This is a genomic window from Alkalibacter rhizosphaerae (genome assembly GCF_017352215.1).
GTDB lineage: Bacteria > Bacillota > Clostridia > Eubacteriales > Alkalibacteraceae > Alkalibacter > Alkalibacter rhizosphaerae.
The window spans coordinates 694,764-711,040 of the sequence record NZ_CP071444.1 but is presented as its reverse complement, the minus strand read 5'-3'; the positions used below and the strand labels follow the sequence as shown (position 1 = coordinate 711,040).

Below are 16,277 nucleotides of genomic sequence, written 5' to 3'. Positions count from 1 at the left end.
GGACGGTGACTTTTTTGCAAAAAAGTCACCGTCCCCATTCACACATTCACAGATTAAAATTCAATCACTTTTGGCTCGGCGGTAAAGGAAGCGATAACAGCTTTGGCATTTTCCAAGTAGAGGACTTCGCAGATCCCGTCGTCTGCAGCATAACGATTTTTCAATCCCGGATTGGCATCCATCATGTGTTCCCTTGCTTCCAGACGATCGTCCTGAATGGCATTGGCTTGAATTCGGATCCAAGTGCCTTCCGGTCCCATGGTACAGATCTCTACCTTTGGGTTGGCTTTCATTTGTTGGAAAACATTTTTGATGTTTCCTGTTTGAAAATAAAGTCTGTCTTCAAAAACATCGATTGCTCCCATGGGTCGAACCCTGGGTTGGTCACCTTCCACAGTGGCCAGGTAGAACAGTTTTGATGCTTTCAAATAATCAAAGATTTCCTGTACTGCGCTCATAACATCCTCCTATAAATCATATTTTAATATTATTTTACAATAAAAAGTGGATAATGAAAAGGAAAACTCCCTTTTTCACACCCGGTCCAGTGGCTGGAAAAAGAGAGTCTTCTTTTATTGCATTACTTTGAGGAAGTAAATGTCAAACAAAAATCGCCTTCTACAAAGAGAAGACGACCCGAAATCATTTCGATTGCGTGTCCGTTCCATCTCTCGTAGAACAAAAACATCTTTCTTTGGCAGGTCTTCTGACTCCAGCGTCGTCATTGCGACCGCCTTCCCAACGAATGGTGGCATGTGGATCGCAACTCTTCTGTTACAGCGGCGGGACCGTGCGGGATTTACACCCGGCTTCCCTTTTCATCGATCGCCTGATCGAACCAAAGAACACACTATGTAATTTAAACTGATTATATGGGAAAAGGGTTCTTTTGTCAATGAGGATTTTGGGTATGAAATAATATATATGCAAATTGGAGGAGGATAAAAAATGACAAATATGACGAAGCAATTGATGGAGATTTTTGAAGATGCCATCACTTACGAAGAATACGTAGACCTGTCTGAAGGCGAAGATCGGGACAAGCATCTTCACTACCTGCAAAAGATGGAAATGAACGATGAGGAACAAAAGCGGATCCGTTCTGCATCCTTAAATGCCAGACTCCTGGTATTCTGTGATCCTCAATGCCCGGATTGCAGGATCGTGACTGCCACCCTTCACAACATGGAAAAACATAGCCCCGGTTTGAAAATGGGTTTGGCCTTGCAGGAGAAATATGAAGATCTGATGAAGGAACTGGAAGAAGAGGCCCGCATTCCCATGGTGATATGGTTGCAGGAAGATGATTGGAAGATCATATTTTATGAAACTCCTGATTTTTTGAAGGAACAAGAAAAAAAACAAGATGAAAAGGAACAAAAGGAAATGCGGATCGCTTTCCAACGGGGCCTGCATAAAGGCCAGGTGGTGAACCAAATCATTGAGGCACTCACCATGTGACTCGTTACTAAAAATTTACCGTCCGGCAGAAAATATTCTATAACCTTTTGATATAATGCTCCCTGTGCGTAAGTATATAGGAAAACTAAGTATTTAGTATTTTTTGAAAACAATATGAAAAAAATATACGCACAAGCTGAATCATTTTGCATCAACAATAGACGGAGGCAAAGGAGCGTTTTAAATGTGCGGGTTTGTAGGAATGTGGAAGGACGCAGGCATTGATCGTGGAGATATGGAGCAAATCAAAAGAATGAACCAAATCCTCGAGTCCAGAGGTCCGGATGATGAAGGCTATTTTTGTGGAAGTCGCTTGTGTCTTGGATTTAAACGTTTGAGCATCATTGACCTGGAAAAAGGCAGCCAGCCGCTGTCTTATGACAACGGACGATTCCAGATCGTTTTGAATGGAGAGATCTACAATTATATCGAACTGCGAGAAGAATTGGCGGAAGAAGGATACCGTTTTTCCACCCATTCCGACACGGAGGTGGTATTGGCTCTTTATCATCGATACGGGGAAGGTGCTGTGACCCGCTTGCGGGGTATGTTCGCATTTGCCATCTGGGATCAACAGGAGGAAGTTCTCTTCTGTGCCCGAGATCCCTTCGGGATCAAACCGTTCTATTACGTGCAATCCTTGGAAACATTGATATTCGGCTCCGAAAAAAAGAGCCTGTTGGAGTGTTTGGATACCAAGTGGGAATTGGATCAGGATTCCTTGCAGCATTATCTTACATTTCAATATGTCCCTGAACCAAAAACCATGTTACAGGGGGTGCATATCCTGGATGCAGGATGTACTCTGTTAAAAAAAGCTGGTGCACCCGCCAGGATGAAATCTTATTGGAGACCCGAATTTGCACCAACTATGGAATCGTTTTCCGAGAAGGTGAAAAATATTCGACGTGTCATGGAAGACTCTGTAGGGATCCATATGAGAAGTGATGTACCTGTGGGATGCTTTTTGTCCGGCGGCATCGACTCCACCATCATTGTTGCTTTGGCGAAAGCCGTTCACCCCGGTGTGAAAGCCTTCAGTGTAGGATTCGAGCACAAGGGATTCAGCGAGATCTCCCTGGCCAGGGAAACGGCGGAGTTTTTAAAGGTAGATCATTATACCAAGGTGATCACTTCCGAAGAATTTATGAAGGAGTTGCCCCGCATCGTCTGGCACATGGATGAACCGTTGGCGGATCCGGCGGCCATCCCCTTGTATTTCGTGTCCAGAGAAGCAAAAAAGCATGTGAAAGTCGTCCTCTCCGGAGAGGGATCCGACGAGTTTTTTGGTGGCTACAACATTTACAGGGAGCCAAATTCCCTGCGCATATTCGACAAGATTCCGGAATGGACAAAAGGCGCTCTTAATCAGCTTTCCCATAAGTTGCCGGAGGGGCTTCGGGGGAAAAGCTTTTTGTACCGGGGGACTACTCCCATGGAGAGGCGATATGTGGGAAATGCCAACATATTCTCGCAGCAGGTGAAGAGCAAGATCCTGCGAAATTTCGATGAAGAATTATACAATGAAGCAATCACAAAAGTTTTTTATGAAGAAGCGGCGACTTACGACAAAATCACGAAGATGCAATACATCGACATCAATACCTGGCTGAAAGGGGATATCCTCCACAAAGCGGATCGAATGTCCATGGCCAATTCTTTGGAATTGCGGGTTCCGTTCCTAGACAAGGAAGTATTCAAAGTAGCGGCAACATTGAAGACTGAGGACAAGGTGAATGGCAAGGTCACCAAACATGCATTGAGGGAAGCATTCAAGGATATTCTTCCTCCTCACGTGACCATGAGAAAGAAGTTGGGGTTTCCGGTACCAATTTCCCACTGGTTGAGAGACGAAATGCACGATTGGGCAAAAGACCTTATCAGAGAAAGCCAGACGGACGAGTATTTGATCAAAGCCGAAGTGGAGCGGATGTTGGAATCCCATCGCAAGGGCGAAATTGATTTTGGCCGTCGCATTTGGACGGTGCTCATGTTCATGTTGTGGCACAGGACTTTCTTGGAGGGTAGCAAAATGTTTGACCGGGTTACGGTGGGGTAGTTTAGAAGAAAGATTTTGTTGAAATTTTCCTAGAGTCGAGGAGGTCGCCATGATGGATGTGATGTGGATCACACTGACCAGAAATGCCGTGTTGCTGCTGGGATTGTTTGCCGTGTTCGAAGCCACGTACCTGATACCGGATTCGAAGCAACGCTTGCGGCAGGGTGTCAGCAGCCTTTTTATTGCTGTCATTTGTTTTGCCGTCATGAGCACTCCTTTTGTTCTCTATACCGGAGTCGTCTTCGATACCAGGACCATTATTATCAGCATAACATCTCTCATTTTCGGATTGATCCCCTCCATTGTCGTCATGGCCGTCGCCACTATCATCCGATTGTCTGCCGGAGGTGCAGGAATGATCGCGGGAGTGCTGACCATCATCACCAGCGGAATGGTCGGCCTTATATGGCGTCGTAACTTTGATCCTGAAAAAACTAAAAACGTATGGGTCAACGTGTATTTCATGAGTCTTGTCGTTCATGTTGTCATGCTTCTGTGCCAGCTTTTTATTCCTTCTCCTCAAAATTTTCTGGTGATCCGTCAGATCGCCTTGCCGGTCATGCTGATTTATCCGGCAGTCTCCACACTGTTGACTATGCTGTTGCTCCGTCAAAAAAAATATCGCCAAATGCAGTCGGATCTGATCAAATCGGAGGAAAAGTATCGTGCCATGTTCCACTCTGCCGGGATCGGGGTTTGCAACACGGACCTTCATGGAAAGATCACGGATTCTAATAAAAGATTTATAGAAATAATGGGGTATTCCAAAGAAGAACTGTCTGTGATGACCTTTGAAGATTTGACCCATATCGACGACCTTGGGTTAACGGAAGAGGTGTTGCAAAAACTGTTTCTGGGTGAAATTTCTCGGTTCACACTGGAAAAACGTTATATTGCAAAAGATGGACATACCGTGTATGCGGATTTGTCAGTGGCCATGATCCGGGATGCTGGGGGAGAACCTCTGTATACTGTAACAACGGTGCAAGATATCACAGACAAAAAAGTTCAGGAAGAACAGATCCAGTACCTTTATACCCACGACAGTCTGACGGGATTGTACAATCGTCGATCCTACAATCATCAAAAGATGGAGATGGACAGGGAAACAGTTATTCCTTTATCAGTAGTTCTTGTCAATATCAATGGTCTGCGACTGATCAACAGCGGATTTGGAAAAGAAGTGGGTGACCGCTGCATACAGGAAACAGCAAGACAGTTGAAAGAAGTGTTTTCTGAAACGGAATGGATCTTCCGGGTTTCCGGAGACGAATTTTGGGTGCTTCTCCCCCATGTGGATGAAAATAGATCCGGGATGTTGGTACGGGAGATGACGGACAAGTCGTTGGTGTTGCCTTTTGAAGACACGAAAGATGGGATCCACTGGGATTTGTCCATTGGTTCGAGTACGAGGACGACCACGGATCAGACCTTGGATGAAGTGTTGAAGACGGCAGAGGACATCGTAGAAAACAAACGATTGCTCAGTCACCACAGCAGTCGAAACAACCTGGTCTCCACCATGATGGTGACGTTGGCAGAAAGAAGCCATGAAACGGAATCACATGCAAAACGACTGGCCATGGTTTGCCGAAAGATCGGAGAACGATTGAACTTGAGTGAAATGGAACAAGACAAGCTGGAGTTGTTCTCCATGCTCCACGATGTAGGAAAGATCGCCATCGACAGCAGGATCCTGAATAAACCAGGGAGATTGACATTGGAAGAATGGACGGACATGAAGAAGCATCCCGACATCGGATTTCGGATCACCATGTCCACCTCCAATCTGGAGCCTATTGCCCAGTATGTATTGACCCACCACGAACGATGGGATGGGGGAGGTTATCCCAGAGGATTGGCAGGGGAAGGGATCCCCCTCTTGTCCAGGATCCTTTCCGTGGCAGACGCTTATGACGCCATGACAGAGGACCGGATCTACCGGAAAGCCATGAGCCGGGAAGAGGCGGCACAGGAGATCCGACGCAACCTGGGCACCCAGTTTGATCCTTTTATAGGCTCGATTTTTTTGGATCTCTTGAAGGAGGATGAAAATCTGTAGGAGGATCCATTTCTACCAGGTCTTGCCGATATTTCAGAGGAACAAATTGTCGCTGGAGTTTTGGATTGATCCGGGATTCAATGGCGATGGTCTTCACGTATTGCTGCCATAAATGGATGAAGGGATCTTCCGGAACCTCCTCCGACAGCAGGTCTCCGGAAAATGGCACCAAAATGGATTTGCCGTCTTGAGCGATCAAGGCCAGATCCCGGTTATCGTCATGGATGATGATTTTTTCGTTTGCATACCGATCCGCAAAGTGATTCTTGATGGCAGGCAGGATGAAATGATCGGGGTGGATCTTGGCATAGAGGCAGTCGCCCCAAGATCGGAAGCGGACAAACCCTTGATACCGATGGACTTCCATTTTGACTTTGCGAACAAGAGAATCGAAAGGGAAGACCCGGTCGTGGGAATGGGCGTCCTTGAACCGGGAACCTTCCTTGAAACACAGGTCGATGAATGACAAAGTCACTTTTTCCCAACCATGTACTTGAGATAGAAATCCGTAATAGATGTCTTTTGAGCTTTGTTGACCCAGATGGCGAATCAGTATTTCGTACATGTAGGAAGCCTCTTTTTTTCTGGTTTCCACAGGAACGGGAACGCTGGAAAAACTCAGTTGATATGCGTTGGAAATGGCAATATTGGTGGCGGGTTCCTGGGCAAAATGCCGATAGAGACATGTTAGAAATCCATCATAAGTACCATCGTAAAGATATTCGGCCAAATTCTCACCCCCAAATGCTGATTTGCTGAACCAAGGGACGTTCCACCAGATTGTTTTTGATGGTATCGAATTCCAATTTTTCACCGTAGTACCTGCCCTTGGCCAATATAAAGTGTTTTGCTTTCTTTAATACACAACCCGTTCTTTTGAGGCCGTCAAAATCCAAAGGTCGGATCCTACGTTCTTTCAGGATCCTGCGGGCGGAAATGTCACCGATACCGGGAACTCGAATCAGTGTGGAATAGGTGGCGGTGTTGATCTCCACGGGGAAGGAATCCAGATGAGCCAATGCCCAGGCCAGTTTTGGATCCATTTCCGTATCCATGTTTTCCGTATTTTTGGAGAAGAGTTCCGATACGGTGAAACCATAATACCGCAGCAGCCAGTCAGCCTGGTACAGCCGATGCTCCCGGAGCATGGGTGGTTTGGTCCAAAGTGAAGGTAGATTAGGCCCTTCATTGACCGGGACGTAGGCGGAGTAATAGACCCGTTTTAATTGATACCGGGTGTAGAGTTGTTCGCTGACGGAGAGGATCCTCCGGTCCGTATCCGGAGTGGCGCCAATGATCACCTGGGTGGATTGGCCGGCCGGCACGAAGCTGGGTGCGTGCCTCAAGTATTTTCTGGCATCCTTGTTGTCGATGATTTGATGGTGGATCTGCTTCATGGGAAGGAGAATTTTTTCCGGATCCTTTTGTGGAGCCAGCAAAGATAGAGATTCTCTGGAGGGGAGTTCCATGTTGACGCTCATACGATCGGCCAACATGCCGCATTGCTGCACAAGGGTATCCTGGGCCCCGGGTATGACTTTGATGTGAATATAGCCGTTGAAATGATGGATCTTGCGAAGCAGAAGTAACACCTGGTACATTTTTTCCATGGTGTCGTCGGCGTTTTTTTCAATGGCGGAGCTGAGAAAAAGACCTTCAATATAATTTCTCCGATAGAATTCCATGGTCAAAAGTGCGGTTTCCTCCGGGGTCAAGCTGGCTCTTTCCACATCATTGGTGACCCGGTTGACACAGTAGGCGCAATTGTAGATGCAGTTGTTGGTCAACAAGACTTTCATCAGGGAGATGCAGCGACCGTCTGCTGCCCAAGTATGACAGATGCCATAGGATTTGGCACTTCCCAACCCCTGCTTGTTGCTTTTTCGGTCAACACCGCTGGAGGAACAGGAAACATCATATTTTGCGCTATCCGCCAAGACCATGAGCCGTTCATAAAGATCCTCTTTCAATGGATACACCTCCCTCATAAATATATCATGGCGGGAAGCAAAAAGCAAACATATGTTCGCCATAAAGGAGTATTCTTTCCTTGTGGGATCAGGGTCCTTTGTATTAGAATGATGGAGAGAAAGTCAATAGGGATGGAGGTGATGGTCATAAACAACAGTGGAAATAACTTTCGTAAAGCATTTGCGATTCGGATCGTCTTGGTCATGATCGGCATCTTCGCATTTTTTGGGTTATTGTACGTATTAAGTATGTAAAGGAGGAGTTTTTATGGGTTTTATTGGTTGGATCATTTTTGGTGGATTGGCAGGCTGGATCACCACACTTTTGAGAAAAGATCGAAAAGGTGGCTTGCTTCGCAACATCATCGTTGGCATCATCGGTGCAAATGTCGGTGGATTTTTGTTTGAACAACTGGGTTTTGCCGGTGTTACCGGATTCAACATTTGGAGCATGTTTGTTGCCGTAGTTGGTGCAATGATCCTGTTGACCATTGTCAACGCACTGACGAAGTGATTTGTTGACGACCCATTTGGAACGGGACCCTCATTCAAAAGAAATGGATTCCACACCATGGATCTCTGCGCTGTTTCCTATGGATTCCGGCAATTGCTTGTCGGTGAGGATGTAGTCCAGTTCATTCATTTTAATGCTTTGAAAAAAACAGGAAATGTCAAATTTGGTGCTGTCGATCAACAGCACCTTTTCTTTTGCCTGTTTTATAAAAGAACGCCGTACCGCAGCTTCCTCCTCCGTGATCTCCATGGCACCATCTGAATTCAGGGATTTTCCGGATAGGAATGCCACGTCAGCACGATAATTGGAAATGAATGCTGCTGCAGTATATCCATTGACGGAAGAGCTTTTGTCATGGACATGACCACCCACAATGGTCACGTGAACATTGGTGTTTTGGGAAAGCAGATGGGCGGCGAGCAAGCCGTTGGTCAATACGTGGATTCCGCGATATCCTTTAAAGTATGGGATCATGGCCATGACCGTAGTGCTGGAATCCATGAATAGGAGCTGGTCATTCTGTAAAAAATCTGCCGCCAACTCTGCGATCTTCCTTTTTTTTTCGCCTTCGTGGACTTTTCGAAAATCAAGGGGAAAATCGGTGGCCCTGTCTTCCTTGTAGGATGCTCCACCCCGGACCCGCCGGATCAGACCTTCCTCGGACAGTTGTTGAAGATCCCTTCGAATGGTAGCGGGACTGGAATGCAATAGCCTTGCAAGAACATCCACTTTTAGCGTCTTTTTCTTTTGAAGCAGTTCCAAAATCTGTTGTTTTCGATCAAAAGCAATCATAAAAACCTCCTGGTAGTGATTGAAAATGATTAATAATCAATTCTAACGCCAAATATTTGCAAAGTCAATAGAAAGGGATAGAATGGAAACGAAAAGGGAAGGAAAGAAGATGTAATGGACAAAATTTGTCTATTTGTCAACAAGAGTAAAACAGGAGGCGATTTACTATGAAGACAACAGGTGTACGGATCCACGGCGTTGGAGATCTGAAACTGGAAAGCTGGGAGTTGCCCGTCATGAAAGAGGATGAGATCCTGGCCAAGGTGGTGGTGGACAGCATCTGCATGTCCACTACGAAATTGACCGGTCAAGGCAACCATCATAAAAGAGTGACAAAAGATCTATCGAAACACCCCAGTATCATTGGCCATGAAATGTGTGGAGAGATCCTGGAGGTGGGAGCCAAATGGAAAGAACAATATCATCCAGGCGGAAAATTTGTCATGCAGGTGAACATGCCCGATCAATTGGAGACGCCGGGATATTCCTACGAACACGTGGGAGGAGACGCCACCTATGTGATCATACCCAATGAAGTCATGGAAAAGGACTGTTTGCTGCCCTATAAAGGAGACACTTACTTTGAAGGTGCATTGGTGGAACCCTTGTCCTGCTTGATCGCTGCATTTGATGCAAATTTCCATTTGGGAGTTCGAGCCAATGAACACGAAACGGGGATCCTGGAAGGAGGCGACCTTCTCTTGATGGGCGCTACCGGCCCCATGGGACTGTTGGGGGTGGACCTGGCCATTCACGGAGATCGTAAGCCCAAAAGAGTGGTTGTCACCGATATCGACGAAAAGAAGCTGCAAAGAGCACGGGAATTATATTCATCCAGTGACGTGGAACTGTTGTTTGTTTATACAGGGGACATGGAGGATCCCGAAGAAGAACTCCGATCCCTGACAGGCGGGAAAGGGTATGACGATATTTTCGTATTTGCTCCGGTTCCTTTCCTGGTGACGCTGGGTTCGAAACTTTTGAATGTGGATGGGTGTCTCAATTTCTTTGCAGGACCATCAGACAGGGATTTGTATGCATCGATCAACGTATATGACATCCATTACAACTCCCATCACTATGTAGGGACCAGCGGAGGCGATACCCTGGACATGAGAAAGGCCATTTTCCTGATCGAAGAAAAAAAGGTGGAAGTGGCTAAAATCGTCACCCATATATTGGGACTGAAAGATGCAGCACAGGTCACCAAGGACCTTCCCGAACTAGGCGGCGGCAAAAAACTGGTGTACACCCATCAGGATCTGAAGTATACAGACATCACTGCATTGGATGAAAACAGCCAGTTGGGAAGGATCTTAAAAAACACCAGAGGAGTTTGGTCCAGGGAAGCGGAAGAATATCTCCTTGGCCAAGTACCAAAGTTTTCCCTGGAGTGATGTGATATAATACGTGGTATCCTATACACAAATGAAGGAGAATATCATGAAATTTACCCAGTTGCATTTGGAACCAGCCATTGTGGATGCGTTGGAATTGATGAACTACAAGGATGCCACTGCCGTGCAGGAACAGGTCATTCCCCTGTTGTTGCAGGGGGAGCGGGTTTTGGCTCGTGCACAAACGGGAAGCGGGAAGACGGCGGCATTTGCTATCCCCCTTTGCCAGATGCTGGATATCGAGGAACGGGATCCACAGGTCCTCATACTCGCACCAACCAGGGAACTGGCTCTACAGATCAAACAAGAAACAGCCAATATCGGAAAGTTTCGCAAAGTCCGCGTCAGTGCGGTCTATGGCAGACATCCGGTCCATCTTCAGCAGCAGGAATTACGCCAGCGGGTCCATGTAGTAGTAGGGACGCCGGGAAGGGTGTTGGATCTGATCCAAAAAGGGATCCTCCAGACCCAACGCATCCGTCAAGTTGTTTTGGATGAAGCGGACGAGATGCTCAGTATGGGTTTTATCGATCAAGTGGATGAGATACTCTCCCTTTTGCCAAAAGAGAAAAAAATCCACTTATTCTCTGCCACCATGCCGCCACCAGTATTGGAACTTTATAAACACTACGCAACGGATCACAAGATGGTGGAGATGACCTCGACCAGTCGGGTGGAAGACCGGATCCTGCATCAAGTGATTTATTCGGAAAATGCGGCCAAGGAACAAATTGTCCACCAGATCCTCTACAAGGACAAAGCAGGCAGTAGCATCCTCTTTTGCAACACAAGAGACGATGTGGAGGTGTTGGCCACATTTCTGGAAAAAAGACGGTATCGGCTTGGAGTGCTCCACGGAGGATTGTCCCAACGAGAGCGGTTTCGCATCATGAATCAGTTCAAAAAAGGGGAGATTCCACTTCTAGTAGCCACCAACGTAGCAGCCAGAGGGATCGATGTGGAGGATGTGACCCACGTCATCAACTATCAGGTCCCTTATGAAAAGGAAAGTTTGGTCCACCGGATCGGTCGAACTGGGCGTATGGATAAAACCGGTCTGGCCATCACCTTGGTGGGACCGGCAGAGGTTGCGCGCTGGAAAACGTTCCAGGAAGAATTGGAGCTGGATGTTACCCAACGCATCCATGTAGAGGACCTGGATATCCCCGAGCATGCAAGAGTGGGGACCATGACCCAGCGATCTCCCAAGCTGGATAAATCCAGACACATTCGCCAGGCTGTTGGTCGAATTCGAATCAATGGCGGGAAAAAGATAAAGATCCGGCCAGTAGACGTCATGGGTGCTATCGGTTCCATCCCCCAAATGGCAGTGGAGGATATCGGAATCATCGACATACAGGCTACCTGTACATATGTGGAGATCTTCAACGGGAAGGCCCCCATGGTTGCGAAAGAATTATCGAAACGGACGATAAAAGGGCGAAACTTGTCGGTGAAACTTCTTCAAAAATAATATGATGCAAAAGTATGATAAAAATAAACCGGTATAAACATACGGTTTATTTTTATTTTTTTGTGAATGAAGAAGCGTAAGCGTTAAAAATATAATTTTAAATGTAGAAAGTTTTTTCAAATATATTCAATTAAATAAAAAATATTCTCTCTATTGCGTTCATGTTGTTGACTTATGGGAAAATAATCTGTAAAATCTTAGATAGTAAATTAATTAACGAACAAATTCATCTATATCGATCTGCATAACAATCATTTGACTTCATGTATTTTTCTAATTTTTTTCATTCTATTCGTTCGTTAAGTATCAAACCAAATCTGCGGCGGTGGAGTTGATTTGATCTTATCATAATCCTTAATGGATAACTCACAAAAAGGGGGATTTGAAGTGTCAGACAAAGAAACCAAGAAAAGCATTTTGGAGAGGGAAACCACCCGAAGAGAGTTTCTGAAGATGTCCGGTAAAGGCATCGGAGGAATGGCGATCTCCTTGTCGCTGTTGAATCTTTTGGGCTGCTCCAAAGACGAAGCGGAAGACGTAGTTGCATGGCCGCTGGCTGCAGGTGTTTTGGTGGCAAACCGAAACAAGTGTACCGGTTGTTTGCGATGCGAGACCAACTGCACCATCGTTAACGACGGAAAGTTGCAGCCGTACATTTCCAGAGTGAAAGTAGGCAAGAATTACTTTTTCGGCGTAGACGGGCCCAAGCTGAATTATGCAAAAGCCGATGGAGCCTTCGGAAACAAACTGATGACACCGGAAACGTGCCGGCAATGTGCGGAACCTTATTGCGGCAAGGCGTGTCCTGCGGGAGCCATCACCACCAACGACAGCGGTGCTCGAATCGTGCTCCAGGAAAAATGTGTCGGATGTGGTGCCTGCCACGATGCATGTCCCTGGCATTTGCCCACCATCGATCCGGAGACGAAAAAATCGACCAAGTGCATTTCCTGCGGCATGTGTGCAAACAACTGTCCTACGGGGGCATTGGCCATCGTTCCATGGGATGATGTAAAGTACGCCATGAGAAAATATGGCTACCTGGCTTGATGAAAAAACGAATAACAACAAACCAGTTGATGAAAAAAATTAAATTTGGAGGTAATGAGATATGGCTATAGGCGGTTGGGCCGGTAAGATTATGCGAGTCAATCTGACTACTGGTAAAGTTACAGAAGAAGACACCAGCAAATACCAGGATTTTATTGGTGGTATGGGTATTGGATATAAAGTGATCAATGATGAAGTACCTGCAGGAACCAAAGCGTATGACGAAGCGAACAAAGTGGTTTTTGCCGTCGGCCCATTGACAGGCAGCGGCGTTCCCTGCAGTTCCAGAACCAACATCACATCCCTGTTGCCGACAAATCCTTATCATTTGGTAACAGACAGCCACATGGGCGGAAATTTTGCGGCAGTAATGAAATACGCAGGATGGGATGCCATCATCGTTGAGGGAGCATCCGATCGACCGGTTTGGTTGCGGGTCAAAGACAGCACCGTATCCATCGAAGACGCATCCCATATTTGGGGAACGGGAATCTACAACTCGTCTGCCCAGATCGCATCCCAAATGGGAGAAGAAGCAACAGTGGCATGCATTGGACAAGCCGGTGAAAACATGGTCAACATGTCCGTCATCATGAACGGTTCTTCCCACTCTGCCGGCGGTCACGGCGGTATCCTGGGATCCAAGAAACTGAAGGCTATTGCCATCACAGGTACGGGATCCGTCAAAATCGGCGGAAACAAGTCCGATTTGATCCAGTTGGACAAGTACATGCTCAGCGACATCATTGGAGCCAACAACCAGCACGTAGTACCAAGCACACCCCAACCATGGGCGGAGTTCAGCAGTGAACGATCCCGATGGACGTCCAGGGAAGGATTGCATTGGGGTGCATCGGAAGGCAATATCGAGACTGGGATCAACGAACCGGGCAATATCAACAAAGTAGGATATCGAACCATGAAAGCCACTTTCGATGCCGGTCCTTTGGCAGAAAAATACACAGTACGCATGGGCGGATGCCAATCTTGTCCGATCCGGTGTCATGCGCAAATGGAGATCCCCAAAATGGAGGATTTCGGTGTATCCAAATATGTGGCCAATACCTGCATGGGATTCCACTCCCCGCAACAGATCATGATCAAGGGAAAAGCGGATCAGGTAGAGCAAGGAGACGGAACGCTGATGGCAATGGCTCTGGGATCCCAGCTTGCTGATGACTATGGTGTATGGTGCAACTATGGGATGGCTTCCAGGGATCTGCGCTACGCCTATGACAACGGCATCTTGAAAAAAGTGTTGCCGAAAGATGAATACGACAGCATCCCCTGGGACAAGCTGGAAGCGGGAGATATCACATTCCTCCATGAATATTATCGTCGGATCGCCATGAAAGAAGGGGAATTCAGCCACCTTGGTGATGGTACTTACTGGGTCGCCAAGCGATGGAACTTCGGGGATGACTTCTGGAGCTCCTATGACAGCGGCATCTGGTCTCCATTTGGATATCCGAAACACCATTCCAATGAAGCGGCAGGCCAGGTCGGTGCATTGATCTCCTGCATGTTCAATAGGGACGCCCAATGCCACTCCCACATGAACCTTGCTGGATCGGGACTGCCCATCGAAATACAAAAAAATGCTATTGCAAAAGTTGTTGGGTCCGGAGATGCTTTGGATGCACCTGCCGATTACACCCCCATGAACGAGTACAAGGCAAAGTTTGCTAAATGGAGCATCATCCGAAACGTTCTTCACGACTCGTTGACCCTTTGCAACTGGATGTGGCCCATGACCGTATCTCCGCTGAAAGAGCGGGATTACATGGGAGACACTGCACTGGAATCTCATTATTTCTCTGTGGTGACTGGAGTGGAGACCTCCGAAGAAGAACTGGACCTCATGGGTGAACGGATCTTTACCCTTCATCGCGCACTGACGGTAAAACAGATGGGGACTACAGACATGAGAGGCAAGCACGATGTCATGATGGACTGGATCTTCGACATGGATCCGGACAAGGAAGCGTTTACGCCAGGTACCGTCAAAATGGATCGGGACGACATGCAGCTGGCTCTGACCATGTTCTACAAGGAAATGGGATGGGACGAGACCACTGGTGCGCCTACAAGAGCCACCCTTGAGCGGTTGGACCTGAAATACGTTGCTGACGAAATGGAAAGCATGGGTCTGCTGCCGGCATAATTGATTTGACAGCATCTTGAATGTGAATGATAGAATTTTACAGGAGGAGATCCAATGGGAAAATACGAAAACAACAAGGAAGCTTTGCTGGAAGATTTGGACTTTCTGACCAAATACATACGGGAAGAATCCGCCAAAGGTCACTTCATCACCTATGAGGATTTCCTCCTGAAACCATTGTCTTTTGAAGAAGAAGATATGGAGCTGTTACTGGAAGAATTGAAAAGCAATGTGGATTACATCCAGATCAAAGAAGTCCAGGGCAAAGAAACGCGTTACTTTTATTCCACGGAAAAAATGAACGAGCAATATGCATCACTTTTATTGCGAACCAAAGAGAAAGATTTTTTACAGCTTATTGCCGATACGGTGAGAGATGACTCGAAGAGGTACCCGAAGACAACGAATATTAAAAAATTTTTGGGATCACCCTATCATCTGACCACGGAAGAACTGGACGCAGTGTTGGCTCAAATGGAAAAAGACGACGCATATCAGGATATCAAAAAGACAAAAGCTTCCAACGGTGCAGTCTGTTTGTATTCCGACAAGCACCTGGTAAAAGCAAGGGCTGAGTATTTGACGGAATACGAGGAGGTGACTCGATATGAATATCAGTAAGTTGAACATATGCCAGGAAGAACCAGTGGAGCTGTACTTGAACGGCAACAAGATCGTTACCTTCATGTGCACCTTGGAAAATCTGCGGGAATTGGCTTTGGGTCACATGTTCAGCAGAGGAATGATCAATAGCCCCTTTGATCTGGACACCATGGCAGCTTGTAAAGACATGCGAAAGATCTATGCAACAACGTCCAAGGAAATCGACTTTGACAGTCTGGTGCTGGAGACGGTATTGACCAGCAGTTGCGGCAGCGGGAGCAAGTTCAATGAAGAGTCCATGTCCACAGCCCGGATCGCTTCCCGGTTTGACGTCAGTCTGGGGAAAGTACGGGAATTGATGGCAGAAATGTTTGCCAGGGCAGAGATGTACAAAACCATTGGCGGTATGCATTGCATGGCCATCGCAGACAATCGTGAAATATTGACACAATGTGAAGATGTCGGCCGACACAATGCGGCAGACAAGGCGATCGGAAAGGCGCTGATGCAGGGAGTGGACATGAGCAATGCCATGTTGCTCTCCACCGGCCGAATTTCTTCGGATCTGGTGTTGAAAGCGGCCAATGTAAAATGTCCCGTCATTGCATCGCGAAGCATCATCACATCATCCGGGTTGGAATTGGCAGAAAAGTTGGGGATCACGATCATCGGCCGAGCCGTGTCGAACAATCCCATCGTATATTTAAATGAACAGCGGATCGCTAGTTGAA

14 protein-coding genes and 1 riboswitch are annotated in these 16,277 nt (G+C 46.8%); of the genes, 10 read left to right on the top strand and 4 right to left on the bottom strand.

Annotation, left to right across the window (positions count from 1 at the left end):
• Positions 1-53: 53 nt before the first annotated feature.
• Complete coding sequence (locus J0B03_RS03475; RefSeq protein WP_207300481.1) at positions 54-458, bottom strand: pyridoxamine 5'-phosphate oxidase family protein; 405 nt, start codon at positions 456-458, stop codon at positions 54-56.
• A gap of 221 nt (positions 459-679) precedes the next feature.
• A riboswitch (cobalamin riboswitch) is annotated at positions 680-858 on the bottom strand.
• Between the two features lie 90 nt (positions 859-948).
• Here J0B03_RS03475 and J0B03_RS03470 point away from each other — a divergent pair.
• From J0B03_RS03470 to J0B03_RS03460, 3 genes are all read left to right on the top strand, one after another.
• On the top strand, positions 949-1,461 hold the full coding sequence (locus J0B03_RS03470) for a thioredoxin family protein (protein ID WP_207300480.1): 513 nt from the start codon (positions 949-951) through the stop codon (positions 1,459-1,461).
• Positions 1,462-1,645: 184 nt separating this feature from the next.
• The gene (gene asnB, locus J0B03_RS03465) at positions 1,646-3,520 is read left to right on the top strand and encodes an asparagine synthase (glutamine-hydrolyzing) (protein ID WP_207300479.1); all 1,875 of its coding nucleotides are present in this window, start codon (positions 1,646-1,648) and stop codon (positions 3,518-3,520) included.
• Positions 3,521-3,569: 49 nt separating this feature from the next.
• Positions 3,570-5,582, top strand: coding sequence for an HD domain-containing phosphohydrolase (locus tag J0B03_RS03460; protein ID WP_207300478.1), 2,013 nt, complete (start codon positions 3,570-3,572; stop codon positions 5,580-5,582).
• On the opposite strand, the gene J0B03_RS03455 is transcribed toward J0B03_RS03460, so the two are convergent.
• Both J0B03_RS03455 and J0B03_RS03450 read right to left on the bottom strand, forming a co-directional pair.
• The gene (locus J0B03_RS03455) at positions 5,533-6,312 is read right to left on the bottom strand and encodes a TIGR03915 family putative DNA repair protein (RefSeq protein ID WP_207300477.1); all 780 of its coding nucleotides are present in this window, start codon (positions 6,310-6,312) and stop codon (positions 5,533-5,535) included. The genes J0B03_RS03460 and J0B03_RS03455 overlap by 50 nt on opposite strands.
• Positions 6,313-6,316: 4 nt before the next feature.
• Positions 6,317-7,570, bottom strand: coding sequence for a putative DNA modification/repair radical SAM protein (locus J0B03_RS03450; RefSeq protein WP_207300476.1), 1,254 nt, complete (start codon positions 7,568-7,570; stop codon positions 6,317-6,319).
• A 250-nt stretch (positions 7,571-7,820) separates the two neighbouring features.
• Here J0B03_RS03450 and J0B03_RS03445 point away from each other — a divergent pair, with 250 nt between their 5' ends.
• Positions 7,821-8,066, top strand: a complete 246-nt coding sequence (locus tag J0B03_RS03445) for a GlsB/YeaQ/YmgE family stress response membrane protein (RefSeq protein WP_207300475.1) — start codon at positions 7,821-7,823, stop codon at positions 8,064-8,066.
• A 30-nt stretch (positions 8,067-8,096) separates the two neighbouring features.
• Here J0B03_RS03445 and J0B03_RS03440 read toward each other — a convergent pair whose 3' ends face one another.
• On the bottom strand, positions 8,097-8,858 hold the full coding sequence (locus J0B03_RS03440; protein ID WP_207300474.1) for a DeoR/GlpR family DNA-binding transcription regulator: 762 nt from the start codon (positions 8,856-8,858) through the stop codon (positions 8,097-8,099).
• A gap of 167 nt (positions 8,859-9,025) precedes the next feature.
• Here J0B03_RS03440 and J0B03_RS03435 point away from each other — a divergent pair, with 167 nt between their 5' ends.
• The 6 genes from J0B03_RS03435 to fdhD all read left to right on the top strand — a co-directional run bounded on the left by J0B03_RS03435 (position 9,026) and on the right by fdhD (position 16,276).
• Positions 9,026-10,255: a zinc-binding dehydrogenase gene (locus J0B03_RS03435; protein ID WP_207300473.1), complete on the top strand. Its 1,230-nt coding sequence runs from the start codon at positions 9,026-9,028 to the stop codon at positions 10,253-10,255.
• Positions 10,256-10,301: 46 nt separating this feature from the next.
• On the top strand, positions 10,302-11,729 hold the full coding sequence (locus J0B03_RS03430) for a DEAD/DEAH box helicase (protein WP_207300472.1): 1,428 nt from the start codon (positions 10,302-10,304) through the stop codon (positions 11,727-11,729).
• 387 nt (positions 11,730-12,116) lie between these two features.
• Entirely contained in the window at positions 12,117-12,779 is a 663-nt protein-coding gene (locus tag J0B03_RS03425) for a ferredoxin-like protein (RefSeq protein WP_246798175.1), read from the top strand.
• 61 nt (positions 12,780-12,840) lie between these two features.
• Complete coding sequence (locus tag J0B03_RS03420) at positions 12,841-14,943, top strand: aldehyde ferredoxin oxidoreductase (protein ID WP_207300470.1); 2,103 nt, start codon at positions 12,841-12,843, stop codon at positions 14,941-14,943.
• 54 nt (positions 14,944-14,997) lie between these two features.
• On the top strand, positions 14,998-15,564 hold the full coding sequence (locus tag J0B03_RS03415; RefSeq protein ID WP_207300469.1) for a YdhW C-terminal domain-containing protein: 567 nt from the start codon (positions 14,998-15,000) through the stop codon (positions 15,562-15,564).
• Positions 15,551-16,276, top strand: a complete 726-nt coding sequence (gene fdhD / locus J0B03_RS03410; RefSeq protein ID WP_207300468.1) for a formate dehydrogenase accessory sulfurtransferase FdhD — start codon at positions 15,551-15,553, stop codon at positions 16,274-16,276. The genes J0B03_RS03415 and fdhD overlap by 14 nt, the downstream gene beginning before the upstream one ends.
• The last annotated feature ends 1 nt before the right edge of the window (position 16,277 follow it).

Bases quoted from the DNA above. Each gene is read 5' to 3' on its own strand.
- J0B03_RS03450 (WP_207300476.1), bottom strand. From the start codon at position 7,570: ATGAGGGAGGTGTATCCATTGAAAGAGGATCTTTATGAACGGCTCATG.
- asnB (WP_207300479.1), top strand. From the start codon at position 1,646: ATGTGCGGGTTTGTAGGAATGTGGAAGGACGCAGGCATTGATCGTGGA.
- J0B03_RS03435 (WP_207300473.1), top strand. From the start codon at position 9,026: ATGAAGACAACAGGTGTACGGATCCACGGCGTTGGAGATCTGAAACTG.
- J0B03_RS03470 (WP_207300480.1), top strand. From the start codon at position 949: ATGACAAATATGACGAAGCAATTGATGGAGATTTTTGAAGATGCCATC.
- J0B03_RS03445 (WP_207300475.1), top strand. From the start codon at position 7,821: ATGGGTTTTATTGGTTGGATCATTTTTGGTGGATTGGCAGGCTGGATC.
- J0B03_RS03415 (WP_207300469.1), top strand. From the start codon at position 14,998: ATGGGAAAATACGAAAACAACAAGGAAGCTTTGCTGGAAGATTTGGAC.
- fdhD (WP_207300468.1), top strand. From the start codon at position 15,551: ATGAATATCAGTAAGTTGAACATATGCCAGGAAGAACCAGTGGAGCTG.
- J0B03_RS03460 (WP_207300478.1), top strand. From the start codon at position 3,570: ATGATGGATGTGATGTGGATCACACTGACCAGAAATGCCGTGTTGCTG.
- J0B03_RS03475 (WP_207300481.1), bottom strand. From the start codon at position 458: ATGAGCGCAGTACAGGAAATCTTTGATTATTTGAAAGCATCAAAACTG.
- J0B03_RS03430 (WP_207300472.1), top strand. From the start codon at position 10,302: ATGAAATTTACCCAGTTGCATTTGGAACCAGCCATTGTGGATGCGTTG.
- J0B03_RS03420 (WP_207300470.1), top strand. From the start codon at position 12,841: ATGGCTATAGGCGGTTGGGCCGGTAAGATTATGCGAGTCAATCTGACT.
- J0B03_RS03440 (WP_207300474.1), bottom strand. From the start codon at position 8,858: ATGATTGCTTTTGATCGAAAACAACAGATTTTGGAACTGCTTCAAAAG.